Here is a 24201-nt window from a genome sequence, read left to right as displayed (position 1 = left end):
AAAATGAAATTTTATAGCCCAAGCAGGCTTTTAAGCACCATATAAATTATCGCCGCCGATCCGCCTGCTATCGGTAGGGTTATAACCCAAGCAAGCACGATAGGCTTAACCATAGCCCAATTTGCATCGCGGTTTAGTATGCCTATACCAAGAACGGCTCCTATTAAGATGTGAGTTGATGATACGGGTATACCAAGTTTGGTAGCTAGCAGGATAACCGTACTTGCCGCAAGCTCTGCACTAAAGCCCGTAGTAGGTAGAATTTCGGCAAGCTTTGAGCCGATAGTGGTGATAACCTCTTTACCCAAGAACCAAAGCCCGACCACAAGCGAAATACCAAACGTTATCATAGCGATACTAGGGATCGGAGCCGTGGCGTTTATGTTGCCTGTTTTTAGCACGTCAAGTATGGCGGCAAAAGGCCCTACGGCGTTTGCTATGTCGTTTGCGCCGTGCGAGAATGCAAAAGATGAAGCCGTAAAGATCTGAAACCATGAAAATATGCGATTTGTACTCTTTTCTGCGTCGTTTTTGCTCATGACGTTTATCATCGCAAGCGTGGCAAGGTATGTTACTATACCGATAACGCAGATGATCCAAACAGTACCTATAAAGCCGATACCTAAATTCAGGTGCTTAAGACCCTTAAATAGCATCATGGAAGATATGATGATAGCGCCAAAGCCCGCAACTATAGGGATATGCTTTCTCATTGCGCGGCTTGTGTCTATGCTCTTTTCACGTTCTTTCATAGATTTTATCATCGTTTTGTATTCGCTCTTTTCGCTACCTTCTTCGTCCTCATCGACTATGGCGATCTTGCTTAGAATTTTGATCTGCTCTTCAACCGGCTTTGTTTTAAGCTCGCGTAAGTATCGCTCTTTATATGCTTTGCGCTCTCTTTTTAGCATTTTTAGCTCGAGGTTATATTTTCTAGTAGGTGTTAAAATTCTGGTTTTTATGTAGCCATAGATGATGTATGAGAGAATTCCTCCAAGCAGAGGCGATATGACCCAGCTTATGGCGATCTTGCCGATACCTGCCCAAGAGACCATATTTATAGCGTTTTTTGCGTCCATCGTAGTAAAGCCCATTATAAGTCCAGCACCCACGATACCGCCTACTATCGAGTGAGTGGTAGAGATCGGCAAGCCCTTTTTAGAAGCGATAAAGAGCCAAAGCCCTGAACTTAGAAGCGCTGACATCATGATGATGACAAAGAGCATAGGATCCATGCCTGCTTCAGGAAATTTGATAATGCCTTCTCTTATAGTCTTAGTAACCTCTCCGCCTGCAAATATAGCCCCGCTTAACTCAAAAATAGCGGCGATGACAAGGGCTTGCTTGATAGTTACGGTTTTGGCTCCTACGCTTGTGCCAAAGGAGTTGGCTACGTCGTTTCCACCGATATTAAACGCCATAAAGATACCAAATATGCTGGCAACCAAAAATAACAAGAAGTGGTGAGAAGGGATATACTGATAACCCCAGATAAAAAAGCCTATAGAGGCTATCATAAACATACAAAATGCAAAGAGGTTGTCGCGAGCCAAAAATGCCTCCAATGAGTAGTTTTGTTTAAAATTATTATAGCTACAAATTTTTTAAACTAGCTAAATTTGGCTAGTCGTATTTGAAATTCATTAAAATAATTTGCTGTTTTTATAGATTTCTCTCTTCGCAAAGTTTAACGGCAAATTTAACAGCTTCGATATAGCTTGAAGTGCCAGCTATGCCATTGTATGCGATATTAAATGCAGTTCCGTGATCTACGCTTGTGCGAATTATCGGCAGATTTAAACTTGCATTTATGCTTTTATCAAAATAAAGTGCCTTAAGCGGAGCAAGTCCTTGGTCGTGATACATTGCAACCAGTCTGTTTAAATTTTTAAGCGAGCGAGGATTAAAGGCCGCGTCAGGCACCAAAGGTCCTGTAAAGATCTCTTTTTTAAGTTCTTTGTTTGCCAAATTTATAGCCTTTTGTATTTGCTTTTCTTCGCTTCCTCCAAGCACGCCGTTATCGCTTGCGTGGGGATTTAATCCCAAAACTCCGATACGCTCAAATTTCGTATTTTCATAAAAATTTATGAGAAATTTATAAATCTTTTTTGTTTTTATCTCTTTAAAAACATCTCTTAGCGCTATATGATCGGTGTAAAGCCCCACAAAAAGCTCCTCGCATCCCATCATCATGATAGCGTCTTGCTTGAATCTATGCTTAAGGTAGTCTGTGTGTCCTACGAATTTTATCCCGGCTTTACTCCACGCCTCCTTGCTGATAGGCATGGTTACGAAAGCGTCCGCTTCTTTTGACAGAGCCAAATTTATAGCGGTGTCAAACGAATCAAAAGAAAATTTTCCGCTCTTTTTGCTTATCTTGCCGGGCTTTATCTTAAAATTTTCTCCGCATTCATAAATTTTAAAATTTTCAGGCTTGCTTACTTCTAAAATTTTAAGAGCGCTAGTTAGCAAATCTTCATTTATACAGTAAATCGGCTCTGTAAATTTGGAAATTTCTTCATGCGCTTTTAGAGCGATTTCTATGCCCACTCCGTTTATATCGCCAACGCTAACTGCTATTTTATACACGCTATCATCTCTTTGATGGCGGTTTCAAGCCCTACAAATACGCTTCTTGCGATGATACTTTGCCCTATGTTTAGCTCTGAAATTTCCGGTATTTCAGCTATAAATTTTACGTTTTGATAGTTTAATCCGTGACCTGCTGCAACCTTTAGCCCGAGATACTTCGCCTCTTTTGCGCTTTGCTTGATCCTTGAAAGCTCAAATTCCAAAATCTCTCTTAGCTCTTTTTTGCTCTTTTGAAGCTCTTTTATAGAGTCTTTGCTGTGGGATAAATTTGAATTAAGCATTAAAAAGGTATTTGCATAAGCTCCCGTGTGCAGCTCGATCCACTGCGCGCCAAGCTCGTGAGCCAGCATGATGTCTTCCTGGTTGGGATCGATAAAGAGCGAAACTTCGATATCATTTTCGTTTAGAGTTTTGATAACTTCTTGTAAATTTGGACTTTGTAAATTTAGCCCGCCTTCGGTTGTTAGCTCTTGCCTTTTTTCAGGTACCAGAGTGGCTCTTGCAGGCTTTAGCTTAATAGCCAGATCAATAATGATTTTATCCATTGAACACTCTAAATTTACAGGAATTTTGGAGTGAGTTATGATGTTTTGCGTGTCAGTTTCGTTTATATGTCTGCGATCTTCTCTAAGATGGATCGTTATCTGATCGGCTCCTGCCATGCAGGCGCTAAAGCAAGCTTGAAGGATGTCCGGATCGTTTACGCGACGAGCCTCTCTTAAAACCGCGATATGATCTATGTTTACGCCAAGTAGCATGTCTATCCTTTTTTATTTGATTATATTAAATTTTGCTTTAAATTTACAATTGTTATAATTCAAAATCAAATTTAAAGGATAGAAATGACGATAAGAGAGCAAATTTTAGAAGATATAAAAACTGCAATGAAGCAAAAGGATAATTTTAGAAGAGATACACTAAGACTTTTAAATTCGGCTATAAAACAGGTTGAAGTGGATGAAAGAGTCGAGATGACCGATGAAAGAGTGCTTGAAATTTTGCAAACTCAGGTAAAAAGAAGGGTTGATTCTATAGAGCAATACACAAAATGCGGGCGTGAGGATCTGGCTAAGGCTGAAGAAGACGAGATGAAGATCATTAGTGAGTATCTGCCAAAGCAACTGGATGACACAGAGCTAGAAGCCAAAATAAGAGATATAATCGCTGAGATTGGTGCGTCAAGCGTAAAAGACATAGGAAATGTATCAAAGCTGGCAAGAGAAAGACTGGGTGCAACTTGTGATGCTAAGAGAATAGGGGAGTGTGCTAAAAAACTTCTTATGTAAGATTTAAAAGGCTATTTTGCCTTTTAAATTTGTGGCGTGTATTATGCTTAAAACAAAAGAATTTTATTGAATTGTCTTTATCTTGCCTTTAAAATTTGAAATTGATCTTAAAGACAAGATAAAGATGTTTGATTTGAAATTAGCTCTTAAAACGCAAACGCTTGTTTACAAGTTTTTGCGTTTTAATTCGTAATTTAATTTGAATTTCGCAATCGCAAATTTTGCTTTTATTTTTCTATTTTTTACTTTCTTCGATGACCGCGTCTATAATCTTAAATATGTCGCTGCTCGTATCTTTTAGCTTTTTAAATCTACTTACGAATTTTTCAATATCATCCATTGTGTAGCCGTCTTTTGACTCTTCTAAATTTTTAAGCATCAGTTCATCAAGCTGCTTAGCGGGCTCTTTAATCCTGTCAAAGCTCTTGGTTGAACCAAAGTATTTCTTGTAGTCATTTTCATACCAATTATGCATGTTTTCGAATTGTTTTTGCATGACCTCGTCAAATCCGCGTTCGTTTATAACGTTATTATAGGCGGTTTGTTTGTAGATCACTTGGATGATTTTGCCCATGATTCCTATTGATTTATTTTCAACGTGTTTTGAAATTTGAGCCGTTTTTGTAGCCCCCTCACTAAATACGTTGATCGCCTCTCTGAAATTAGCAACGCTTACGTTAGCTACTTGGGCTATTTGTGTTATTTTGTTTGAATTTTCGTTTAGATCGTTTGTTTGCTGCTGCAAGGTTTGGATATTTATGCCGATCTCGCTTGTTGCTTTTTGTGTGTTTTCGGCTAGTTTTCTAACCTCATCTGCCACAACGGCAAATCCGCGCCCATGCTCTCCTGCACGCGCCGCTTCGATGGCCGCATTAAGAGCTAGCAAATTTGTTTGCTCTGCGATATCTTTTATTAAATTTACGACAGAGCTGATCTCGGCCGTTCTGTTAGTCAAATTTCTAATTGCCTCGCTTGAATCGGTAATTAAATTTTCAAGATCGTTCATATTTGAGCTTAATTCATTTACGGCGATTATACCTTCGCTTGCCTTGCTTGAAGTGTCTTGCGCCACGCTTGAAATTTCACTTAGGTCTTTTATGCTTTGATCAAGATCTTTTTTTGCGTCAGCTATGCCAGTATTGCCGTTGCCAAGCTCACTAAATTTCTCAGAAAGAATTCCTCTGGTTTTGCCTTTTTGACCTGCTTTTATACCCTCTACGCCTTCACTCATAGACTGGGCATTTATCTTAAAAAGACCCCTAAAACCATCTGTAAAAATATTTCTATATGCGATCCCGCTTTCGGCCGATTTTACGCAAGTGCCCATCTCTCTTTGCAAAGCCTCTATCTGATCTAGCAGGTCGTTTATGCCAAGAGCTATTTGACCTAAAGGTTCGTTTGGGTTTATATTTAGTATTCTTGGTTCTAAAATTCCGTTTCTTGCCTGAGAAATTACATCTAAAATTTCATCGTAATTTACTTTATTTTTGTTAAAAAACATAATTTTCCTCTTATAATCTTTGCAGATTATTCATAAATTCATCATAAGTTGTATTTTTCTTTTTTAAAATTTGCTCAAAGAGCTTTAGCGAAGCGTCCATTCCGCCGCTTTTTTCCGCATTAAGCAAGTCTTTATAAAGAGGTATGATGACCTCAAGTGCCTTTGGATTTGGTTTTCTGCGCACCGAGTAAAAACCTATGATGTTGTCTCTTTCGTCAATCGAAGCTGTAACATTTGCAAATACCCAGTAAAACGATCCGTCAAAGCTTCTATTTTTGACATATGCAAAAATTTCTTTTTTGTTTTTTATGTATTCCCATAGAAATTTAAATATGACTCTTGGCATATCGGGATGTCTTACGATGTTATGAGGTTTGCCTATAAGTTCTGAGCTTTTTGCGCCTACAATTTCCGCAAAAGGCATATTACAATATGTAATCTTGCCTTTTGTGTCGGTTTTTGATACTAAAAAAGCGTCGCTGCTTACTTGACGCTCTTTTGAATTTGTAGTTAAATTCATCTTTTTTCTTTAATTTTAATTTTTAACCGCGCTTGCTAAATCCCACATAGGCATAAATATACCAAGTGCTAAAAAGACTACCATAACAGCGATAAATCCTATCAAAATAGGCTCAATGTAAGCGGATATGTTATCTACTATGTCATTAAATTTAACCTTGTAGTAATCCGTTACCTTTTCCATCATCGCATCTATACTACCGCTTTGCTCGCCTGCGCTAATCATCTGTATAAGCATACCTTCGTAAAGCTCTGTATCTCTAAACGCATCAGTAAGTGAAATACCTCTTTGTACAGCTATTTTAACTGTCGATAGTTTTTTGTTTATCTCTTGGTTTGAAACAGTTAAAGTTGCAGTATCAAGAGCTTCAGCGATAGGAATTCCGGCCCTTACAAGCTCTGTAAAGATGAGATTAAATCTATTCATGGTTGAATAAAAAATAATATTGCCTATAAGATAGACTTTAAGCAGGTATTTATCAAAGTTGTAGCTAAAGTCTTCATTTGTCCTATACATATATCTTATGCCATATATTATAAGTATAATAGCCCCTAATATATAAAGACCATAGTTGTTCAAGGCGTTTTCTATGCCAAGAAGAATCCTTGTAGGTAGCGGTAAATTTGCACCAAGTTGTTCAAATATCTCTTTAAATTTAGGCACGACATACATCATAAGTATTACGAAAGCTATGACTATGGCAGTAATTACTATCATAGGATATCTCATAGCTTTTTTGAATTTTTGCTGATTATCCCAAACTTCTTGCAAGATATCTGCTAGTTTTTGTAAAGACTCTGCCATATTACCCGTATTTTCGCCAAGTTTAACCATGGCTATTACTACATCTCCAAGCTCGGTTCTAAAATTTGAGATGGCGTCTGTTAGGCTTTGACCCTGATTTAAATCGTCATTTAAATTTGAAAAAATAGCCTTAAGTCTTTTATCTTCTGTAGCGTTTGCAACTTCTTTTATACTATCGTGGATTGAAATTCCGGCATTTGTCATTACGCTTAGCTGTCTTACGGCGGCTACTAAATTCGGAGTTTTTACCTTTGAGCCTTGAACAAAATTTTTAGCTCTTGAAAGTATATCTTGAAACTGCTCTTCAAGAGGAACGTTTTTGGTTTCTCCGATTTTAACTATAGCACCAGCATTTTTCATTTTTGCTACGTTTTTAGCTTCGTTTTGATTATTTGCTCTTAAGACCATCTTTTGCTTACGGCCTTTTGACATATACTCTACTTCAAAATATTTCATGTTTTAGCAACCCTTAAAATTTCATCTATAGTCGTTACGCCTCTTGCAGCTCTTATGATACCGTCTTTAAACATATCTATAAAGCCCTCTTCGTAGGCTACTTTTTTAATCTCTTCTTTTGTTGTTCCATTTGCTACCATGCTTGCAATCTTGTCGCTGATAGGTAAAATTTCACTTATCATCTCTCTTCCGGTGTATCCCGTTTGAGAACATTTTTCACAGCCTACATGCTTATAAAACTGATAATCTTGAGGAAGATAGTCTTTGAATTGCTCCTGAAGAGTTAGAGGGATAGTTGTCTTTTGCTTGCAATTTGGACAAAGTTTTCTAACAAGCCTTTGCGCTTCTATAGCTACTAAAGAACCGCTTATAAGATACGGCTCAATACCCATATCTACGATTCTTGTAACAGCGCTTATAGCATCGTTTGTGTGCAAAGTGGAAAATACCAAGTGTCCGGTAAGTGCTGCTTGCACGGCTATACGAAGCGTCTCTTGATCTCTGATCTCGCCGATCATTATGACGTCCGGGTCTTGACGAAGGATAGACCTAAGTGCTGAAGCAAAAGTAAGTCCTACTTTTTCATTTACATGAACTTGCTGTATCATATTTAACTGGTACTCGACAGGATCTTCGACAGTTATAATTTTCGTTTCTACACTCTTTATATCATTAAGTGCAGCATAAAGTGTAGTGGTTTTACCGGAGCCCGTAGGACCGGTTACTAAGATAATGCCGTAAGGAGCTTTCATTGCTTTATTAAATTTGGCAAAGCTTTGAGGATGCATGCCTAAATTTTCAAGGCTTATTAGTACTTTTGACTTATCAAGAATACGAAGAACAATACTTTCTCCGTTTAGTATCGGAAGAGTAGAGATACGAAAATCATACTCCTTGCCCATTATCTGAGCTGAAAAACGACCGTCTTGAGGCTTTCTACGCTCGGCTATATCCATGTTGGATAAAAGCTTCATACGAGATACCATAGGAGGATAGATGTCCTTATCAAAGATAAAGGTTTCTGTTAGCATGCCATCAATTCTGCTTCTTACGATACAGTTTGTCTCTGTAGGCTCTATGTGTATGTCGCTTGCTCTGCCTAGTATTGAGGTTTTTAGGATAACTTCAATAAGTTTTAAAATTCCCGAACTATTTTCATCTCCCGCGGATGCGGTCGTAGATAGCTCTTTTCTTATATCAGCAACTATGCCTTTTATACTTTCGCTTAGTTCTATTTTATTAAGATGCTTATCTATTTGAAAAGGATCTGCTATGACTACTTTTAGAAGTTTTCTGTTAAATATATTTTGAAGTCTATCTTGAGCAGCTATGTCAAATGGGTTTCTGAAGGCTACATAAACCCTTACTTCATCTTCTTTTACAGGTAAAGCCTCGTATTTCTTTAGTTGAGCAAGAGAGGTTTTTTCAGATAGCCTATAATCTATATCTATAGTGTCTAAATCCATATATTCAAGTTCAAATTTTTTAGCCGTAAATTTTAAAAAATCGCTTAAATTTATGATGAATTTTTCTAGGATATTGGCTATGCTTATTCGTTGAGTTCTGTAAAGCTCAGATAAGATGTTGATGATTGTTTGTTCTTGGATATCTGGTGCAACTTCTTTGATTATTTTTTCAAATTTATTATCTTGGGATAAAAGCTCTTCTATTTCCTGTTTTTGCTGTTGGGATATTAGATTGTTTTTTAAAGCGGTAGATAAGAATAGTTCATATGGCATATCTATCACAAACACTCCTTGTTATAATAACTAACTAATTTTTAAACATTGTATAGTTTAAATAGATATTTTTATTAAAAAAGCCGAGTCTATTAAATTTGTTTAAATAGACTCGGCAAAAATGTTGATTTATATTGAACTATTTTCAATATGTTTTATTAGAGTTTCAATCTCTTTTGAATTTGCTTTTTCATTATATATTTTAAGAACCCTAACAGCGTCGTATTTTTGCCCTAGGTTGTATTTTGATTTTGCAAAAATAACCCAGCTTTCTTCGTTGTCGCTGTTAAGTTCGTTTGCTATAACAGACCATTTTTCACTACTTTTATAGTCTTGTATGTCATAATATTTTTTAGCTATCAAAGTAGCAAGCTCAGAACTGTTTGTCCTGTCAAATTTTGATTTTAACTCATCAACAGATATCTCAGGACCTGATGATTGGATTTGAATTTTAAATGAATTATCCTCGTCTTTTTCAGCCATAATGCTATTTTGTATACTTTGAGTATCCGCTTCTAAATTTATAGCCTCTTCATTTGGAGCTGTAAATAAAACTTGTTTTCTTAACTCTTGTATCTCGACTTCACCGCTTGCTTTTGCTTCAAAAGAGGATTGAGCATTTTCATTTAAATATATCCATCCTTGCTGATTTTGCTGAGAATTCATCTGCGCTAAAGATGTTATATCTTGCTTCTCTGTCTCAATGCTATTTTCATTGCTCGCAAAATTATTATAGTTTTGGTTTAAAAGAGTTCCGCTTGGCAACTCTTCTGTCAAAGTTTCATGTTCTTTTGTTGTTGTAGTGTATGAGCTATTTATATTAGGCTCTTTTGTTCCAAAAGATTGTCTAACTTCTTGTGTTGTACTATTAGTGCTTGCCACTGCAACTTTCATTTTTGGTTCTTCAAGATAAAAAAACACAAGCGAAGCTGTGGTAACAGAAGCTGCAAGGAGTGCTACTAATAAATAGTTATAGTGAGTCTTTTCTTTAGAAATTGGATTTGCTCTTTTTTTGTCATAAGCTTTCCATTTTTTTTCTAATTCTAAAATTTCTTGTACTTCAAGCATTGATAAGCTCCGATCTGATGGCTGCCATCTCTAAAATTTTTGTACTCATTGTGTCCGTACTGATTATTGTTGGTTGATTATCCTCAAAATACTCATAAAGCTCAAAGAAATTAAACATAAGCCTATTAAGCATTGTAAGGCTTCCTCTTGTGATATTATTTATAAGTTCTAACTGCTCATCCGTAAATTTTAAAAACTGATAATCAAATTTTTTGGATTGTAGTTTACTTTCCATATAAACTCTCATCTCATTAACTTCAAGAGGACTCATCTCTATACTTTCCCAAATTCTAGCTTTAAAATAGTCTTTTGTCAAGACGTGCTCTTCGTCTGTTTTGCGAATTGCAAAAAGAAATTTAAAAAATCCGCTATCTGAAAGTAAGCGAAGTTTTTCTATCAAAAGTTCAGGATAAAGTTGTGCTTCATCAAGCAAAACCGTAAAAACTTTTTTATTTTCTTCATTAAATTTTGATTTATAAATTCTTGTAAACTCTTCGTAATTTTGAATTTTTTCTGTAGGCTTTTCTTTGAAAATTTCCTCGTAAAGAGATGTCATAAATTCATTTTCATTAAAAAATGGATATGAAAAAAATACTATATCTTCTCTATCCTTTAGATCCTCTACAACTTTTTTTAGCAAAAATGTTTTGCCACATCCCGGATTACCGTAAAAAAGTATAAGCTTAACTGGCTTTTCGATCAAATTCATGATCTTTTTATATGCTGCAAAAGATTTATCTAAGTGTATAAAACTACTATCTTTATTGTCTTCGGCAAAAAGATGTTTTATTACCGTATATTTGTTATTGCTCATACGTTGACCTTGAAAATCCTAAATCTTTTAAAGTCTGTTTTACCGGTGTAGGTGATGAGATATCTATAATTCTTGGTGTTATTATAAATACAAGCTCGGTTGTTTTAAGCTGATCTTTTGTGCTTTTAAATGCATGACCCAAAACAGGTATATCGCCAAGGAAAGGAACTTTAGTATTTTCTTTGCCTTTGCTTTGAGCTATAAGACCTCCAAGGACTATAGTATCACCACTATTTACGTGAACTACTGTAGAAAGCTTCTTTTGGATTGTATCAGGAGCTATCTCTCTTATGGCTGTTGTTTGTCTTGTGTCATCTTCGTTGTATTTAAAGCTGCTTAAAGATGGATTGATTCTAAGCATTATTTTGTTATCATCTGAAATTTCAGGAAGTATGTTTAACAAAATTCCTATAAATACTGAGTATTGTTTATATGTGATAGTTGTTTTGCCACTTAAGGCATTGTCATTTGAACTCTCTTGTTTAACCCTGTAGTTGATATTATCACCTACTGATATAAGAGCTTGCTGATTGTTTAAAGTAGCTATTTTTGGATTTGATACCACTTTTGTTTTTCCATTTATTTCAAGGAAATTTATAACTCCATCAAGATTAAATGTAAAGCCAGGTATTAGATTTATGGTTTGTGACAAACCTTTATTTAAACTATTTTGATTATTTCTGGAAGACCAGTGTATGGTATTTCCTGGAGTGGATCCATAAGTGAATTTTTGTATTGTAGTTGGATTGCCTGCAGCGTCTTTTGTGACTTCTTCGGTCATACCTATTGGTATAAATCTGTTAAATAGCCCTGTTTTAAACCCTATATTAAATTTACTCCAGTCAATACCCTTTGTATAGCTGTTTGCAAGCTCAACAGATATTATTGAAACATCTATTATTACCTGTTTTCTAAGGCGATTTTGAACATCTTCAATGTATTCAGAAACTCTTTTTATCTGTGCAGCTGTTCCTGTTACGGTAACTAGCCCTGCATTAGAATTTATGATTGGATCAGGAGCCACTATAGTTTCCGTGGTGTTATTTAGGATGGCTTTGATTTCGGCATCAAGCTTTTCCCAGAAGTCAAATCTTTCAACTGTTCTAATAAGGTTATCAAGTTTCCCGCCGCCTTTTTTAAGATCTTCCGCGCCTTTTTCATCATCTTCGTTACCAACTTCTATAGGTGCTGAGTCCACAGAAGCTTTTGTTATCGCGGTTCCTTCTCTGACCGAGGTTATATAGTCTATCTTAAATGTTTTTGTTTGAAGAGCCGAAATTTTTAATACACCTTTTTCAAAAGTATAGTTGATGTTTTTTTCGTGAAGCAAAATATTAAAAATTTCGTTTAACGTCATATCTTTAATGTTTATTCCTGACACCTCTTCACTTATAGCATTTTTAGCAAACTGGTCTTTTGTGATAACACTAAAGTTACAAAGATCTGAAAGCTGCGTTAAAATTTCTTGTATAGAAACTTGTTCACTTATTTTTAGGTTAAAAATTCTAGTTTTGCAACTATCAGCAGCCATTGCCGATGAAAAAGAAAAAGCTAAAAAAGCAATAATTGCTAGTATTTTATTTAATTTTAATGCCGACATTATTCTTTCCTTGAGTAATATTTAATTCTAAATTTTGTTCTTTGCTGGCTAAAATCACACTTGATTTTTTAATTTTGCCAACTTTGTATTCACCTATTTTCTCACCTGTTTTGTACCATTTATTATTAATTTTAACTCTATCTCCAAATATTGCATGCAGACTAAGAGTAGAACTTCCTGTTTCTGAACCATTTTCGTCTATTGTCTTTGGAGTAGATTTTTGAACTAAAAAAGGATCTGGTATCTTGCTTATATTACCGTCATTTAGCCCTTTTCTTGGAGTATTTATGGCCTTAAACATTTGATCATACTCTTGTATGTTCTCTTGCTTGACATCTTGAGGTGTTTCGTTTGCAAACATGAAACAACAAGATGCGATAATAAGTGATATCTTATAAAATTTCATTAGTATTTCATCCCCCATACGTAAATTCCTATATTTCCTATCAGATCTTTTTTGGTGGAATTGATATCCATTGAATTTACATCTACTACCAAATCGGATTCTTCTATAGAATTTATATATCCTACGATATTTTTAAAGCCTCCTTCAAAGTCTATCTTGATGTCTAATACTTGCTCAATTTTCTGAGGTGTGGGGTTTTTAAACTCGTTGGCTATTTTTACAATTTTTATATCGTTTTTGTCTGCTAAAAATGCCAAGCTGTCTAAAAATTTAGCCCAATTTTGCTCATTAAACAAAAGATAAGATAACTCTTTTAGCTTATTGTCAAAATATTGGTTTGTAAATTTGGCTGTCTCAAGATTATCTTTTAGCGCATTTAGTTTGGCTTGTTGCTCTTGAACTTTGCTTGTATTATTTGTAGCCAAATAATTATTCGTCTGATACAATTTAGACGTTATATCTTGATGCTCTCTTGCTGTAGTATCGTAAAAATCTTGCGCAGGATCCCAAGATAAGGCATATGTAAGATACCCGACCAAAACCAAAACTCCTAAAAGTATCATAGATACTTCACTGCTTTTTTTACTATCGAAATAGTTGTCTATTTTTACTAAAGTGCTGTCTTTTTTCATTATTTAATCTTTACCGTAACGTTACTTTCGTAAGTTGGATTTGGTTTATTTTTATCAAAGATAATCTCTTGTGTTGTTATAGAGTATTTTATCTCGTTGCTTACGTTTTGTATAAATTCCGTAAGCTGTTTTTCGTTGTTACTTAAAAGCATTATCGTCATATTTTTATCGTTGTTTACGACTTTACCTACTTTTATATCTTTTTCGCTTATTAATTTTGTTAGTTCGTATAACACTACGCTCTTCATAGGATAATTGGCTTTTTTGTCATGAATTTCGGTTAGAAGATTTTTCCTAAAATCTATCTTTTCGTTTTCACTATCAAGCAGTTTTTTGATCTCTTCGTATTCAGCTCCGATTCTTGCAAGTTCATTTTTGATCCTTGTTTCTTCGGCATGTGCGATATTGTATTCATCGGTTAGCTTGTTTACCTCTTGCTGAGTCATAAATCCTACCGCATATTGGTATGCAGGATAAGCAAATGCCACTAAAAATCCTGCGGCTATGTATAGCATAAGCTTTCCGCTATGACGCTTAAACAAAGGAGGAGGGCGTAAAAATGTTGAGAAGTTAAAATTGTCATTATGCTCTTCTTTGTAGTTTTGCGCAAAGAGAGTCATTATGGTGCTTAGATTGCTTACTTGTATATCTTTTGTATTTATCGAAATTTTGATATCAAAGTTGCTTGTAGGTATTCCTACTCTGTTTTCTATGGTTCCACATAAACCGCTTATGTTTACATCGCTTAATATATATAAATTTTGAATTTTTACGTTATATACTCTGCTTATGCTGTTTAAAATATCGCTTAGATAATAAGCTATCTCGTCAAAAATTTGAGCCAAGTGCTCTTTATCTTTTTCATTTTCGCTGTTTTGTAAAATTTGCATAAAAGAATATTCGTCTATTCTGTTCTCTTGAAGAACGGAAAATTTTTCGTTCATATTTTTTATAGAATATCTAAGCGGTCTTGACTGGACGTATTCTCCGTTTTGATAAACCGCAAGAAAAGCATCATCGTTTTGTATAACTACAAACGCGTCTGTGTTTTGAATAGACATTAAATTTTTCTTATACAAACCTCCAAACATCAAAGGGGCTGCAACTATATAGTCTATATATGAAGTTTTTTTTGCTATCGGGTTAAAAATTTTACCGATAGTGGCGCTTTCTATAACAAACAAATTAAATATCTTATTTTCAGAACCACCGCTATCAGCTTCGCTATATGTTATCTTGTAGTCTTTTGAAGTATCAAGATCGAATTCTTCGTAAGCTTTTATAGTTATGAGATCTGGGATATCACCGTCTTCGGTGGTGCCTGGGATCTCTGCCGTACCGATCATAAGATCTTTGTATTTTAGATAAGATATAAAGAAATTCTCTTTATTTACTTTGTCTATACTGCATTGAGCAAATTCATTTTTTGAAAATATATATGAATCTTGGGTATAAGGATCTATCGAGACAATGCCATTTTCGATCTTATTGCCGTTTTTTTTAATTTTAATTTTATCTTTGCCAAACATTTTGCAATCACTTTAAATTATAAAATTTATGAACAACCACGTCTTATTTTAATAAAAAACAAATTAAAAATCAATAGTTATTTATTTGTTTTATAATTTTTTCATTCTTGCTCCACCCTTTTTTTACTACAACTACGAGCTTTAAAAAGACTTTTTTGTCCGTTAATTTTGATATCATTTTTCGTGAATTTATACCTATTCTTTTGATTGTTTCGCCATTTTTCCCTATTACCATTGATTTGTGTAGCTCTCTATCGGTTATTATTGAAGCAAAAATTTCTATTATTTCTCTTTTTTCCTTAACTTTATCTATTAGCACATCCGTTGAGTAAGGTAATTCGTCGCTTAGATTGTCATATATCGCTTCAAGTATAAATTCTTTATAAATTTCTTTCTCATTAGTAGGCGTTAAAAATTCAGGATCGTAAAAATACTCATGCTCTGGCAAAAGCTTGCAAATTTCATCAAGCAACGGCTTTTTGTAAGTTTGTTTTTTGATGCTAAAAGGCATTAGGGCTGTAAATTTATCTTGAAATTTAGAATACTCTGATATTTTTTTTAAAATTTTATCATTTGATACTTCGTCAACCTTAGTTAAAACCAAGATGTGAGGCACTGAAGGTTTTAAATTTAAAAATTTCTCATATTCACCAGTTGAGTCATGAACCGAGGCTAAAAAAACAATCGCATCGCAATCGCTCATTGATTTCATCGCCTCGTTTATCATTAGTTTATTTAACGTTTTATCGCTTTCGTGAAGTCCAGGTGTATCGGTAAAGATTATCTGATCTTCGCTGTTCATTACTATACCGCTTATCTTACGCCTTGTAGCATTTTGCTTATGCGATACGATAGTGATTTTTTCATCAAGTAAGAAGTTTAAAAGAGAGCTTTTGCCCGCATTTGTTCTTCCGATTATGCTTACGAAGCCCGATTTCATAGTATATATCTTGCCAAATCTTGATCTTTTATGATATCTCCCAGCCTGTCTTCTACGAGCGCTTTATCAACTTCTATCGTTTTTCCGCTGTTTTCGCTAGCTTCAAAGCTTATATCTTCTATTACTCGCTCAATTACTGTATGAAGCCTTCTTGCGCCGATATCTTCCATTTTTTCATTGGCGTTTTGGGCTATTTTAGCGATAGTTCTTACAGCTTCATCACTAAATTTAAGCTCTACGTTTTCGGTTTTCAAAAGAGCTTCGTATTGCTTTAGTAGTGAGTGTTTAGGCTGAGTTAAAATTTGATATAGCGCATCCTCATCAAGACTGCTCAGTTCTACCCTAAGAGGAAATCTTCCTTGAAGTTCGGGTATGAGGTCGCTTGGCTTACTTATATGAAATGCGCCTGCTGCTATAAATAGGATATGATCTGTTTTTATAACACCAAATTTTGTAGTTACCGTTGAGCCTTCTACTATCGGTAGCAAATCCCTTTGCACGCCTTCCTTGCTAGGATCTTGTCTGCTTGAATTTCCAGAGCTAACAGCAACTTTATCAATCTCGTCTATAAATATAATGCCTTCGTTCTCGGCTCTTCTTAACGCTTCAGCCTTAATGCTTTCCATGTCCAAAATTTTCTCGCTAGCTTCGTTTTTAAGAGCTTCTTTTGCGTCTTTTACTTTCATCTCTTTTTTTGTGGTTTTGTTGCTTAATCCTATGATTTTTACAAAACTCTCTTGCATTTGAGCCATATCAGGCGGTATATTAGCTCCCGCGTCAAAGCTGCTTTGCGTGATCTCGATCTCAATGTTTAGATCATCAAGGTCTCCGTTTTTAAGTCTTGTTTTCATCTTCTCATAGCTTCTTTCATAATCAGCCTTTTTCTCTTCGCTTGCACCAGTAGGAAGCGGCGGAAGAAGCTTTTTTATGATTTTATCCTCGACGTACTCATCGATTTTATCTTGATTTTTCTCTCTAAATTCGGTTTTTACAAGACTTATAGCAGCCGCAACCAGATCTCTTACCATAGACTCCACATCGCGCCCAACAAAACCAACTTCGGTGTATTTGCTTGCTTCTACTTTGATAAAAGGCAAGCCCATCATCTTTGAAAGGCGGCGGGCTATCTCGGTTTTACCAACGCCCGTTGAGCCTATCATAAGTATATTTTTAGGCACAATGTCATCTTGCATCGATTTTTCAAGCTTCATTCTGCGATATCTGTTTCTAAGTGCAATTGCTATGATTTTTTTAGCGTCTTTTTGACCGATTACATAATCATCTAAAAATTTCACTATCTCTTTTGGGGTTAAATTCATACTCTCTCTTTATTCTAAAACATAAGTTTTTATATTTGTATTTGTGTATATGCAGACTTCTCCTGCTATTTTTAAGCTCTCTTTTACAAGCTCTTCTTCGTCAATTTGTGCAAATTTATCAAGGGCTCTTGCTGCGCAAAGTGCGAAATTCCCTCCACTTCCGATAGCAGCTATCTTTCCGTCTTCGGGCTCAACCACATCGCCTGTGCCACTTAGCAGAAAAATTTTATCGCGATTTAGCACCAGCATCATCGCTTCAAGCTTGCGCAGATATTTATCTTTGCGCCACTCTTTGCTAAATTCTATCACAGCCTTTAGCAGATCGCCTTTTGCGTGCTCTAAGTTGTTTTCAAACATATCAAATAGATTAAACGCATCGGCAGTGCTTCCTGCAAAGCCCGCTAGAACCTTTCCGTTATGAATTTTGCGAATTTTAACGGCATTTGCTTTAAGAACCGTGTTACCAAAGCTTACTTGTCCGTCTCCTCCGATCACGGATTTATTTTTGCCTTTGTAGGCTAGTATTGTTGTTGCATGAAACACTATTCGCCCTCGACTTCTAGCTTAAGCTTGGCGTGAATTCCGTGACCTAGTTTTACATCTACGTCAAAAATTCCTGTTGATTTTATATGTCCGTCGGTATCAAAGCTCTTTTTGTCTATGGCTAGATTGTGCTTTTCTTCAAGGGCGTGAGCGATCTCGTCTTTTGTAACGGCACCAAACAGCGAGCCGTTAGCGCCAAGCGGTTTTTTGATAACCAGCTTTATATTTTCAAGTTGCTCTTTTAGAGTTTCTAAATTTGCAAGTTCGTATTTTAGCTCTTCGGCCTTTCTTTTTTGAGCCGCTTCATATTGGCGAAGCACATCAGGAGTTGCGGCTTTTGCTAAGCCTCTGCCTATTAAGAAGTTGTTTCCATAGCCGTCTTTTACCTCTTTTATCTCTCCTGCTTTGCCAAGAGATTTTACGTCTTTTATCAGTAATACTTTCATTTTTTGTCCTTATTTAATTTAAATTTTAGTTAAATTTGCGCCCGTTTTTGCGCCCTATAATAAACCTTAACGCATTTAGCTTTATAAACCCGTCGGCATCTTTTTGATCATACACGTTATCTTCTTCGAAGGTGCAAAACGCTTCACTAAAGAGATTATCGCTCTTGCTGTCTCTGCCTAGTATGATTACATTTCCTTTGTATAGCTCGACTTTTACGCTTCCGTTTACGTTTTCTTGGCTTTTGTCTATTAGCGCTTGAAGCATGATTCGCTCAGGCGAAAACCAGTATCCGTTGTAGATTAACTCTGCGTATTTTGGCATGAGTTCGTCTTTAAGGTGAGCGGCTCCTCTGTCAAGAGTTATACTCTCTATGGCGCGGTGAGCCTTTAGCATTATCGTTCCGCCTGGAGTTTCGTAGCAACCGCGAGATTTCATGCCTACCGAGCGATTTTCTACTATATCAAGTCTTCCTATGCCGTGTTTTGCACCAAGGCGGTTAAGTTCGGCTAAAATTTCCGCAGGACTTAATCTCTTGCCGTTTATGCTTACGGGATCGCCTTTTTCGTATCCTATCTCTATGATTTCGCTCTCATTTGGTGCGTTTTTTGGATCAACTGTCCATCTCCACATATCTTTTTCTGGTGCATTGGCGGGATTTTCAAGAACTAAGCCTTCATAGCTTATGTGTAGCAAATTTGCATCCATAGAGTATGGACTCTTGCCCGGTTTTTTTTCTATTTTGATACCGTTTTTTTCGGCATAAGCTAGTAGTTTTTCTCTACTGTTTAGATCCCACTCTCTCCAAGGGGCTATTATAGTAAGATTATCTCCTATGGCGTAGTATCCAAGCTCAAATCTAACTTGATCATTTCCTTTGCCGGTTGCGCCGTGACTTACTCCATCGGCTCCTATGCTTGCCGCTATCTCGGCCTGTCTTTTTGCTATAAGTGGTCGAGCGATGGATGTGCCAAGCAGATATTCGCCCTCATAGATGGCGTTTGCTCTAAACATCGGAAATACAAAATCTCTTACAAATTCCTCTTTCAAATCTTCTATAAAGATATTTTCAGGTTTTATGCCAAGCTCTAGCGCTTTTACTCTTGCAGGCTCAAGCTCTTCACCTTGACCGATATCTGCGGTAAAGGTTATCACTTCGCATTTGTATTCATCTTGAAGCCATTTTAAAATAATGCTTGTGTCAAGACCGCCCGAATATGCTAAAACTACTTTTTTAACGTCTTTTTTCATAATAAAATCCTTATAAAAGTTAGATTTGTAATTTTAGCCAAATTTAATTAATTTCTACTAAAAATTTATCGTTTTTTGGGTGTCTAAACTGATATCAAATTCTGATTTTGAAGCTCGCAAAATTATAATTACTTGTATGATTACTCCACAAATCAAAAATCTAAATATACATTTTTGTATATTGATTTCTGATTTCATTTTTTCATAGAATTATAAAGCCTCTGATTGTATCCTAAGTGCTAAGACACTGCAAGAAAGATTTTAGGGGCTTTATAGGTTAAATCTGATTAAAAATCTTAGTGCTTTTATCTTAGACACTGAATACAAGAAAAGATTATACCTAATTTTTCTTTTAAGGAGTTTATTATGAAAAATGATTTCTTTGTAGGTGCGGATGTATCTAAGGACAAACTAGATATTTGCTTTTTAACTTCAAATGAAACTAAAAAACCTCTTTACGTTTCACTCCCAAACGATTATGAAACGATAAAAGCATATTTGAATACACAAATAACTATCATATAGTTTTGCAATCTGCCTTAAGTGATTTAAAACTTAGATATTCACTTTTAAATCCTGAAAAAACAAGCTATTTTTTAAAACATTTATCACATCAAAAAACGGATTTAAAAGATAGTTACGGGCTTGCTCTATATTGTAAAATTTTTCATTCCGAATTAAATCCAGCAACTTATAACAAAGAATACAACCTTATAAAATCTTATAACTCGGCTATACTTCTTTTATCTAAAATCCAAACACAATTAAAAAATTTTAAAAAGTCTCAAGATTTCGTAAGCGATCCAAGTCTTAATGAAATCATTACAACTCTAACTAATCAAATATCATCTTTATATAAAAAGCTTAAAATCCTCGCTTACAAAATCCTTAAAAGCTTTATCCCGAATTGTGATGAAATCGTAAATAATAATAAGGGTTTCAGCATAGATTTAGCACTAAATTTATTCCCCAATCTACACTTTAACCGAGATAAAACCGCAAAGCAGTTTATATCGTTTCTTGGTTTATCCCCTCGCATTTATGAAAGCGGAATATCGATTAAAAAATCCAAATGTATCAATAAAAAAGGTAGCTCAAGTATAAGACGTGTTTTATTCTTAGTTGCCATTGTATCTATACGTTTTAACGATAAATTCAGACAAAAATACGAAAACCTAATAAACAAAGGTAAAAGTAAAAAAGTTGCTATCGTAGCCGTTATGTGTGCGATAGTTAGATATTTAAAATCCCTTTTTAGCTTCGATGAAAGTTTTATAAATAGCAAAAATTTACATAAGCTCGGAGCATATTAAGATTTTATATAGCGTGTATAAACTTCTTTCAAGATATAACAAGCGTATATCAAGAAAGGATTTAATAAAAGAGAGTGGCGTTGATAAGACTAGGTTATCTCGTCTTATCCAAGATAGATATTTATTAGAAAACATAAAGGACTAAAAATGGCAAAGCAAACTAATGCCCTAACTACACCAGAGCAAGAATTAAGAGCAAGAGAGATTTATAACGCTCTTAATCAAAGTAACGATTTATTCGAGCAAAGAATAAAAGTTTTAAAACTCAAAAAAATTGACGGAAAGACTAAGACCGATAAAGACGGCAATTCTATGGTCGATGACTTCGGAGAGATCCAAAAATGGGAGGATAGCTACGTGATGACTTATGTCGCTATGAACTCGGGCGGAGAGCATACCACAAGGATTACTCAAGCTCAATTTTTAGAGCTTCAAGAAAACGAGATTTATATCGCAAGCGGAAAGATAGAATATAGGCCATATAAGGATAATTATAATTCGACACCTGTTATCGTCTTTGATAAATTTGTTCCTGCGATTGAGTTATTCGTATCTGCAATGCTTAGGTTTGAGGGAGTAAAAGCTTAATTTTCGGGGCGTTTTGTTTTGCTGACGCCCTGCCTATCAGGTAGTATAGGCGGGACAAACACTGAAATTAAGCTTAAAAGGATTTTTAACAATGAATTACAACCTAAACAACCTTAAAATACTTCATCAAGGCGTAGATACTTTAGTTATCGGTATTCTTTGCACCGATAAATATACTTTTGACACTCAATTTAAAAGTTTCGTTAATAAAGTAAGAGTAGCCAAAGAAAGCGCACAAAATATAAAAGCTTTCGGCGAAAAGGTTGTTAAATCAAGTTTATGGCTAAATCACGGCGATTTTTTTATAAGCTCAAAGGGTATGGCTAATTACTTCGGATTTGTAAAAAATGATGATGTTTTCTTTTCGGTTTCCGATACTGATTTCGATACGAAAGGCATATATCATATAAAATTACAATTTCGCTCCGTTTATTTGCTTAAATACGGTCATATCCTTTGTATGGAGCAGGTAAAAAGCTTTTTATCTAGTATTTTTGATGATAAATACGTTATTAAAATTTTACGTCTTGATTTATGCACCGATGTTACGGGTATTAAATACACTCCAAGCGACTTTTTTAATTTCCGTTCCCTTAAAAAGGTAAGTAGCTATTCCGATACCGTTCTATCAAGTAAAAGCGATGATGATTTATTAAGCGATGATGATTTATTAAGCGATGAGGAGCAGGTAAAAGGGCTAGTATCTATAAGTGATATAAACGTTAATAACTTTATGCGTTTTAACCGCTTTGAGGGTATGAGCTTCGGTAAAAGTCCTCATATGTTTAGGGTCTATGACAAAATCAAACAGATACAAAATCAAAACATCTCAAATTTAATTTTTACAAAGTGGGAGCTTAACGGATTTAACATTGAAAGGGATATATGCGTATTTCGCCACGAGGTAGAGTTTGGCAGGTTAATGCTTAAAAGGCTTATTCCTCTAAATACCATTGACGAGGTAAGCTTTGTATTTAATAATCTTGGCTCTTTTTGGCTAGACGGTCTTAAAATTTGTAAATGGTATGATTTAACGGACGATGAAAGGGAGCGTATAAGCTCTAATTCTATTGTATCAACTTCTATTCGTTCTATTTATTTCAGAGCTGAAAGTGATAACAACCGCTTTAAATTTTGGGATTATCTTGCTAATTGGGATAACTTAAAATTTAAACATCTAAGCAAACACGACTTTATTAAGTCAAGGGATTTAAAAAAATCTAAAAAGGCTCTTAAGGCTTTTATATCTGCTGTATATACAAATCTTGGTTATGAGCATAATAACTTTTTAATAGTTCTTGAGGAAGTCAAGAAAGATTTAGAAAAGCAGGGGCTAAATTTGCACGAATACGGCTTAAGTAAAATTGCAGGCTCGTTTAACGATAACGAAAAGGTTATTAACGATAACGGGCTTGATATTGTTAATCCTTATTCAAGCTTGGTTTATTTTGCTTTAGACCAATTTATTATCGCTTTAAAAGAGATGATAAACGAGGAGTATAAAAAACCTATTATAGATGCTTTAACAGCTATTAAATATCAAAGGTTAAATGATGAATTGGACCAGGTTTCAAGCATTGTGGCTTAAAAGGGGTTTTGTTGTTGTCGGAAATCCTTTGAAATTTTATGTTTTAAAGGTTTTAAAATGACTATTTTAGAAAGTATCTTAAATGACTTATTAAGCAAAGGGGATAAAAAAGTCTGTGTTGATTTCAATAATCCTAAGCTTAAGAAAGAATTTTTTAAAAGGTATGATGATATGCACTATCTGAATACGGGTAGGCATATAAAAGAGGGTTCGTGGCTTTTTGATAAGGCTATGATTGAATATAAAAATCAAAGCTATCAAATAAATTTAGCAAAGCTTACCGATGAAAAGGGATATTATCTTGTTCGTGGGGTTAAGTATCTTTTTGCTATCAAAGAAAATACATTAAATTTATATGACAAGGAGTAAAAATGTCAATCAATAAAGAAAAATTGCGGATTTTACTGATAAGGTAAATCCTATCGTTAAGGGGTTAGGTGCTTTAGCTTCTATATTCTTGCCAAAGGCTAGTGTTCCAATTGTTTTGGCTAGTGAGGTCTTAGACGAATTATCAAAAATAGATAGTAAAGACGCTAATGATGTTGTTTTAGGTCTTACTGCCACTTCGCAGGCAATAGATGATATAGCAAATCAGGCTAAAGAGGGTAAAAGCATAGATTATAAACAGCTTGAGCTATTAAGCGAAAATATCAAGGTTATAGATAAATCGCTTGATAAATTTTATAAGATAATCTCTTAAAAGGGGATTGATATGTTTGAAAATTTTGCTCTTGTTTATCCTCAAGGATTTGATGCTGATAACGGCTCTTTGCCTCATAAAACTCAAGTTAATGTAAGGGGTTATGACGGCATTTTTATCGTGCATAGTTCTTATTCTATGCTTGTCGCTGAAAATAGTTATGTCAATTTTTATGTTTTAAATAAGATCGATGATAAGGCTAAAGGTATTATTTGCCCAGAGCAATTTTTGAGTAAGGTTGATAAACCTGTTGAGGATAATTCGTTAATTCCGTCTCCGTTTGATATTGGTAAAAATTCTTTAAATGGAAGTTTTGGCTCTTTAAAAGACGGTCAATTTGTTAAGTTTAAATTTGATGATAGAGTTCATAAAATTGTTGCTTCTTTCTTTATGCTAAATTCAGTTAATGGATTTATAATTTGTTATAAATTGTCAAGCCTTTCGGGTGATTGCGTTTTTTATTGTCCGCAGTCTTTTTTAACTCGCACTTTTGAGCCTGAAACTATTATCAAGGATAATAATTCTGGTGATAATGGTGGCGGTTTTCCTCCTGCTACTTAATAGGGGT

Annotated in this window: 26 protein-coding genes; 8 read left to right on the top strand and 18 right to left on the bottom strand. The window is 35.0% G+C overall.

Annotated elements, in window-relative coordinates; all coding sequences use genetic code 11:
* Positions 1–11 precede the first annotated feature (11 nt).
* From CDOM16188_RS08020 to CDOM16188_RS08010, 3 genes are all read right to left on the bottom strand, one after another.
* Positions 12–1553 (bottom strand): inorganic phosphate transporter, encoded by a 1542-nt coding sequence (locus tag CDOM16188_RS08020; protein WP_169940720.1) that lies wholly within the window; start codon positions 1551–1553, stop codon positions 12–14.
* 109 nt (positions 1554–1662) lie between these two features.
* Positions 1663–2589, bottom strand: coding sequence for a 4-hydroxythreonine-4-phosphate dehydrogenase (gene pdxA / locus CDOM16188_RS08015; protein ID WP_172201193.1), 927 nt, complete (start codon positions 2587–2589; stop codon positions 1663–1665).
* Positions 2577–3350 carry a pyridoxine 5'-phosphate synthase gene (locus CDOM16188_RS08010; protein WP_172201191.1) on the bottom strand — a complete coding sequence of 258 codons (774 nt, stop codon included), beginning with the start codon at positions 3348–3350 and terminating at the stop codon, positions 2577–2579. The genes pdxA and CDOM16188_RS08010 overlap by 13 nt, the downstream gene beginning before the upstream one ends.
* A gap of 84 nt (positions 3351–3434) precedes the next feature.
* Between CDOM16188_RS08010 and CDOM16188_RS08005 the strand changes: the two genes are divergently transcribed.
* The gene (locus CDOM16188_RS08005) at positions 3435–3878 is read left to right on the top strand and encodes a GatB/YqeY domain-containing protein (RefSeq protein ID WP_172201189.1); all 444 of its coding nucleotides are present in this window, start codon (positions 3435–3437) and stop codon (positions 3876–3878) included.
* A 235-nt stretch (positions 3879–4113) separates the two neighbouring features.
* On the opposite strand, the gene CDOM16188_RS08000 is transcribed toward CDOM16188_RS08005, so the two are convergent.
* The 15 genes from CDOM16188_RS08000 to CDOM16188_RS07930 all read right to left on the bottom strand — a co-directional run bounded on the left by CDOM16188_RS08000 (position 4114) and on the right by CDOM16188_RS07930 (position 19444).
* Positions 4114–5379: a methyl-accepting chemotaxis protein gene (locus tag CDOM16188_RS08000; protein WP_172201187.1), complete on the bottom strand. Its 1266-nt coding sequence runs from the start codon at positions 5377–5379 to the stop codon at positions 4114–4116.
* A 10-nt stretch (positions 5380–5389) separates the two neighbouring features.
* Complete coding sequence (locus CDOM16188_RS07995) at positions 5390–5899, bottom strand: PAS domain-containing protein (protein WP_172201185.1); 510 nt, start codon at positions 5897–5899, stop codon at positions 5390–5392.
* A 15-nt stretch (positions 5900–5914) separates the two neighbouring features.
* Positions 5915–7159 (bottom strand): type II secretion system F family protein, encoded by a 1245-nt coding sequence (locus tag CDOM16188_RS07990; protein WP_172201184.1) that lies wholly within the window; start codon positions 7157–7159, stop codon positions 5915–5917.
* The gene (locus tag CDOM16188_RS07985; RefSeq protein WP_172201211.1) at positions 7156–8898 is read right to left on the bottom strand and encodes a GspE/PulE family protein; all 1743 of its coding nucleotides are present in this window, start codon (positions 8896–8898) and stop codon (positions 7156–7158) included. The genes CDOM16188_RS07990 and CDOM16188_RS07985 overlap by 4 nt, the downstream gene beginning before the upstream one ends.
* 129 nt (positions 8899–9027) lie before the next feature.
* On the bottom strand, positions 9028–9966 hold the full coding sequence (locus CDOM16188_RS07980; protein WP_172201183.1) for a transformation system protein: 939 nt from the start codon (positions 9964–9966) through the stop codon (positions 9028–9030).
* Positions 9959–10780: an ATP-binding protein gene (locus tag CDOM16188_RS07975; protein ID WP_172201182.1), complete on the bottom strand. Its 822-nt coding sequence runs from the start codon at positions 10778–10780 to the stop codon at positions 9959–9961. The genes CDOM16188_RS07980 and CDOM16188_RS07975 overlap by 8 nt, the downstream gene beginning before the upstream one ends.
* Positions 10770–12380 (bottom strand): pilus (MSHA type) biogenesis protein MshL, encoded by a 1611-nt coding sequence (mshL, locus tag CDOM16188_RS07970; protein ID WP_172201181.1) that lies wholly within the window; start codon positions 12378–12380, stop codon positions 10770–10772. The genes CDOM16188_RS07975 and mshL overlap by 11 nt, the downstream gene beginning before the upstream one ends.
* On the bottom strand, positions 12358–12741 hold the full coding sequence (locus CDOM16188_RS07965) for a hypothetical protein (RefSeq protein WP_172201180.1): 384 nt from the start codon (positions 12739–12741) through the stop codon (positions 12358–12360). The genes mshL and CDOM16188_RS07965 overlap by 23 nt, the downstream gene beginning before the upstream one ends.
* A gap of 44 nt (positions 12742–12785) precedes the next feature.
* A complete protein-coding gene (pilO, locus tag CDOM16188_RS07960; RefSeq protein ID WP_172201179.1) occupies positions 12786–13418 on the bottom strand; it encodes a type 4a pilus biogenesis protein PilO in 633 nt (210 codons plus the stop codon).
* Positions 13418–14947, bottom strand: coding sequence for a hypothetical protein (locus CDOM16188_RS07955; RefSeq protein WP_172201178.1), 1530 nt, complete (start codon positions 14945–14947; stop codon positions 13418–13420). The genes pilO and CDOM16188_RS07955 overlap by 1 nt, the downstream gene beginning before the upstream one ends.
* A gap of 70 nt (positions 14948–15017) precedes the next feature.
* The gene (era, locus tag CDOM16188_RS07950; RefSeq protein WP_172201177.1) at positions 15018–15887 is read right to left on the bottom strand and encodes a GTPase Era; all 870 of its coding nucleotides are present in this window, start codon (positions 15885–15887) and stop codon (positions 15018–15020) included.
* A complete protein-coding gene (gene hslU, locus CDOM16188_RS07945) occupies positions 15884–17206 on the bottom strand; it encodes an HslU--HslV peptidase ATPase subunit (RefSeq protein WP_172201176.1) in 1323 nt (440 codons plus the stop codon). Before hslU ends, era begins: the two co-directional genes overlap by 4 nt.
* A gap of 9 nt (positions 17207–17215) precedes the next feature.
* Positions 17216–17749 carry an ATP-dependent protease subunit HslV gene (hslV, locus tag CDOM16188_RS07940; protein ID WP_169940748.1) on the bottom strand — a complete coding sequence of 178 codons (534 nt, stop codon included), beginning with the start codon at positions 17747–17749 and terminating at the stop codon, positions 17216–17218.
* Positions 17749–18195 (bottom strand): 50S ribosomal protein L9, encoded by a 447-nt coding sequence (gene rplI, locus CDOM16188_RS07935; protein ID WP_169974540.1) that lies wholly within the window; start codon positions 18193–18195, stop codon positions 17749–17751. The genes hslV and rplI overlap by 1 nt, the downstream gene beginning before the upstream one ends.
* 25 nt (positions 18196–18220) lie before the next feature.
* Positions 18221–19444, bottom strand: coding sequence for an argininosuccinate synthase (locus CDOM16188_RS07930; RefSeq protein ID WP_172201174.1), 1224 nt, complete (start codon positions 19442–19444; stop codon positions 18221–18223).
* Between the two features lie 366 nt (positions 19445–19810).
* On the opposite strand from CDOM16188_RS07930, the gene CDOM16188_RS11315 reads away from it, so the two are divergent.
* The 7 genes from CDOM16188_RS11315 (at position 19811) to CDOM16188_RS07900 (ending at position 24194) form a co-directional block, all read left to right on the top strand.
* Positions 19811–19969 (top strand): hypothetical protein, encoded by a 159-nt coding sequence (locus CDOM16188_RS11315; RefSeq protein WP_253908153.1) that lies wholly within the window; start codon positions 19811–19813, stop codon positions 19967–19969.
* Between the two features lie 2 nt (positions 19970–19971).
* A complete protein-coding gene (locus tag CDOM16188_RS07925; RefSeq protein WP_253908152.1) occupies positions 19972–20757 on the top strand; it encodes a transposase in 786 nt (261 codons plus the stop codon).
* Between the two features lie 147 nt (positions 20758–20904).
* On the top strand, positions 20905–21345 hold the full coding sequence (locus CDOM16188_RS07920; RefSeq protein ID WP_172201172.1) for a hypothetical protein: 441 nt from the start codon (positions 20905–20907) through the stop codon (positions 21343–21345).
* 91 nt (positions 21346–21436) lie between these two features.
* Positions 21437–22933: a hypothetical protein gene (locus CDOM16188_RS07915; protein WP_172201170.1), complete on the top strand. Its 1497-nt coding sequence runs from the start codon at positions 21437–21439 to the stop codon at positions 22931–22933.
* A 57-nt stretch (positions 22934–22990) separates the two neighbouring features.
* Positions 22991–23302, top strand: a complete 312-nt coding sequence (locus tag CDOM16188_RS07910; protein ID WP_169942434.1) for a hypothetical protein — start codon at positions 22991–22993, stop codon at positions 23300–23302.
* A gap of 88 nt (positions 23303–23390) precedes the next feature.
* The gene (locus CDOM16188_RS07905) at positions 23391–23633 is read left to right on the top strand and encodes a hypothetical protein (protein WP_172201168.1); all 243 of its coding nucleotides are present in this window, start codon (positions 23391–23393) and stop codon (positions 23631–23633) included.
* A 12-nt stretch (positions 23634–23645) separates the two neighbouring features.
* Positions 23646–24194 carry a hypothetical protein gene (locus tag CDOM16188_RS07900; RefSeq protein WP_172201166.1) on the top strand — a complete coding sequence of 183 codons (549 nt, stop codon included), beginning with the start codon at positions 23646–23648 and terminating at the stop codon, positions 24192–24194.
* Positions 24195–24201: the final 7 nt, after the last annotated feature.

The organism is Campylobacter sp. RM16188 (assembly GCF_012978795.1).
Taxonomy (GTDB): domain Bacteria; phylum Campylobacterota; class Campylobacteria; order Campylobacterales; family Campylobacteraceae; genus Campylobacter_A; species Campylobacter_A canis.
This window is presented reverse-complemented; position numbering and strand designations above follow the sequence as displayed.